Raw genomic sequence first — 2,331 nt, 5'->3', positions numbered from 1 at the left:
GCCGCGATGATCCCGGCGGTGAGGACCAGCCCGGTCGCACCCGTACAGGAAACGGCTATATCGGCACGTGTCAGCTCGAACGGGACAGATTCCATAGGAACCGCGCGGGCGGACACGGGCGTCACCGCGCCACCGGAGCCCGGGTTTTCGCCGTACTGGCTGTTCTCGCTGTTCTCGTTGATGATCTGCGCGAGCCGCTCGGCGCGGTCGGGGGTGCGGTTGGCGACGACGATCTCGGCGACCCCGAGCCGCGCGAGCGTGGCGGCGGCCAGTGAGGACATGGATCCGGCACCGATGACCAGGGCTTTCCTGCCCGCGGCCCAGCACTTGACCGATTCCGTCGAAGCCCCGGCCCCACTCCCCGTCCCACTCCCCCCGGCGAGCTGCTGGAGCCCGAAGGTGACCAGGGACTGTCCGGCCCGGTCGATGCCGGTCTCGGAGTGGGCGCGCTTGCCGACCCGCAGGGCCTGCTGGAACAGGTCGTTCAGCAGGCGGCCCGCGGTGTGCAGGTCCTGGGCGAGGGCGAGCGAGTCCTTGATCTGGCCGAGGATCTGCCCCTCGCCGACGACCATGGAGTCGAGCCCGCAGGCGACGGAGAACAGGTGGTGGACGGCCCGGTCCTCGTAGTGCACGTACAGATACGGGGTGAGCTCGTCCAGCCCGACCCCGCTGTGCTGGGCGAGCAGCGTGGACAGCTCGGCGACACCCGCGTGGAACTTGTCCACGTCCGCGTACAGCTCGATGCGGTTGCAGGTGGCGAGCAGCGCGGCCTCGGTGGCCGGCTCGGCGGCGACGGTGTCCTGGAGCAACTTGATCTGCGCGTCCTGGGACAGCGCGGCGCGCTCGAGGACGCTGACGGGAGCGGTGCGGTGGCTCAGCCCGACGACGAGGAGACTCATGCCGGCATCACGGCGGGAACGTCCCCGTCAGGCCCGTTGCCACGACCACCACTGCCGCTGCCGCTGCCGCCNNGGCGAGGATCTGCAGCTCGATGCTGAGATCGACCTTGCGTACGTCGACACCGTCCGGAACGGTCAGCACGGTGGGCGCGAAGTTGAGAATGGAGGTCACACCGGCGGCGACGAGCCGATCGCACACGGGCTGGGCGGCACCGGCGGGAGTGGCGATAACGCCAATGGACACACCGTTGTCCGCGATGATCCTTTCGAGATCGTCCGAGTGCTGCACGGGAATACCGGCGACGGGCTTTCCCGCCATCCCGGGATCGGCGTCGATGAGGGCGGCCACCCGGAATCCACGGGAGGCGAAGCCGCCGTAGTTCGCGAGGGCGGCGCCGAGATTACCGATACCGACGATCACTACGGGCCAGTCCTGGGTGAGCCCCAGCTCGCGCGAGATCTGATAGACGAGATACTCGACGTCGTACCCCACACCGCGCGTCCCATAGGAGCCGAGGTAGGAGAAGTCCTTGCGCAGCTTCGCGGAGTTGACGCCCGCGGCGGCGGCCAGTTCCTCGGAGGAGACCGTGGGGACCGAGCGCTCCGACAGTCCGGTCAGGGCACGGAGGTACAGCGGAAGCCTGGCGACTGTGGCCTCGGGAATCCCTCGGCTGCGGGTCGCCGTTCGGTGAGTTCGGCCAGTTGCCACGGTGCTCCTGCGGGTAGCGCGGGGCTGAAGGCGGTCACACGTACCAGGACCGCCCCGTCGAATGCAGGCTATGTCTTTGTGAACGCGTGCACAAAGATGGTGTCCGATTTGCCCGCCCAACGTGACCGGGGTCACGCACCCCCGTCGCACGCGTATGGAACCGGCGCACAAGCACCGCCGTACCTCACCGTCACGATCACCGTTCGGGGGCAAAACCTCACACACTCCTCATGAATCCCGCCCCCGAGATCTGAACCGCCCTCGATCCTAAGCGACTTTCCGGACCACTTGGACTGTCCGATCGCCGAGCGACAGGAACTCGACCACTCACTAATCCAAAATCCACCGGGAATCTATGTGAGGGCTTTGCGAAGACGTTCTTCGCTGACGCGCCAGAACGTGTGCTGGGCCCCGTCGATGAGCACGACGGGGATCTGTTCCCAGTACTCACGGTTGAGTTCTTCGTCCTGAGTGATGTCCTTCTGTTCCCAGGGCACCCCAAGATCGGCACACACCTTCTCGACCACGACCTGTGCGTCATCACACAAATGACAACCGGGCTTCCGGATGAGAGTGACGAGCCGGGACTGTGACGTACGGCGGCCGATGCGCCGAAAGAGGGGACTCATACGCCCATTGTCACGCGCCGCCGGAGACGCATCCGGAAGGCGCACACCGCCCCCAACCCGGCAGTCACAGCAGTTCTTTAACTGCGCGGTCGCG

3 protein-coding genes and 1 pseudogene are annotated in these 2,331 nt (G+C 66.8%); all 4 read right to left on the bottom strand.

The genetic code is table 11. The features are described 5' to 3' along the window. A partial coding sequence (gene hemA, locus AOK08_RS24665; RefSeq protein ID WP_063794123.1) for a glutamyl-tRNA reductase occupies positions 1-899 on the bottom strand: 899 nt, incomplete at its 3' end. After that, a pseudogene (locus tag AOK08_RS48925) lies at positions 896-970 on the bottom strand (redox-sensing transcriptional repressor Rex); the annotation flags it as partial. The pseudogene AOK08_RS48925 and the gene hemA, both read right to left, overlap by 4 nt. Before the next feature lie 2 nt (positions 971-972). After that, positions 973-1,608, bottom strand: a 636-nt coding sequence (locus tag AOK08_RS24660) for a redox-sensing transcriptional repressor Rex (protein WP_157876775.1), incomplete at its 3' end; no start/stop codon positions are given. Between the two features lie 353 nt (positions 1,609-1,961). Next, positions 1,962-2,237, bottom strand: coding sequence for a glutaredoxin family protein (locus AOK08_RS24655; RefSeq protein WP_055529917.1), 276 nt, complete (start codon positions 2,235-2,237; stop codon positions 1,962-1,964). Positions 2,238-2,331: the final 94 nt, after the last annotated feature.

The organism is Streptomyces graminilatus, from assembly GCF_001418565.1.
GTDB classification, from domain to species: domain Bacteria; phylum Actinomycetota; class Actinomycetes; order Streptomycetales; family Streptomycetaceae; genus Streptomyces; species Streptomyces graminilatus.
The sequence above is the reverse complement of the archived record's forward strand: the minus strand, read 5'-3'. Positions and strand labels throughout refer to the sequence as shown.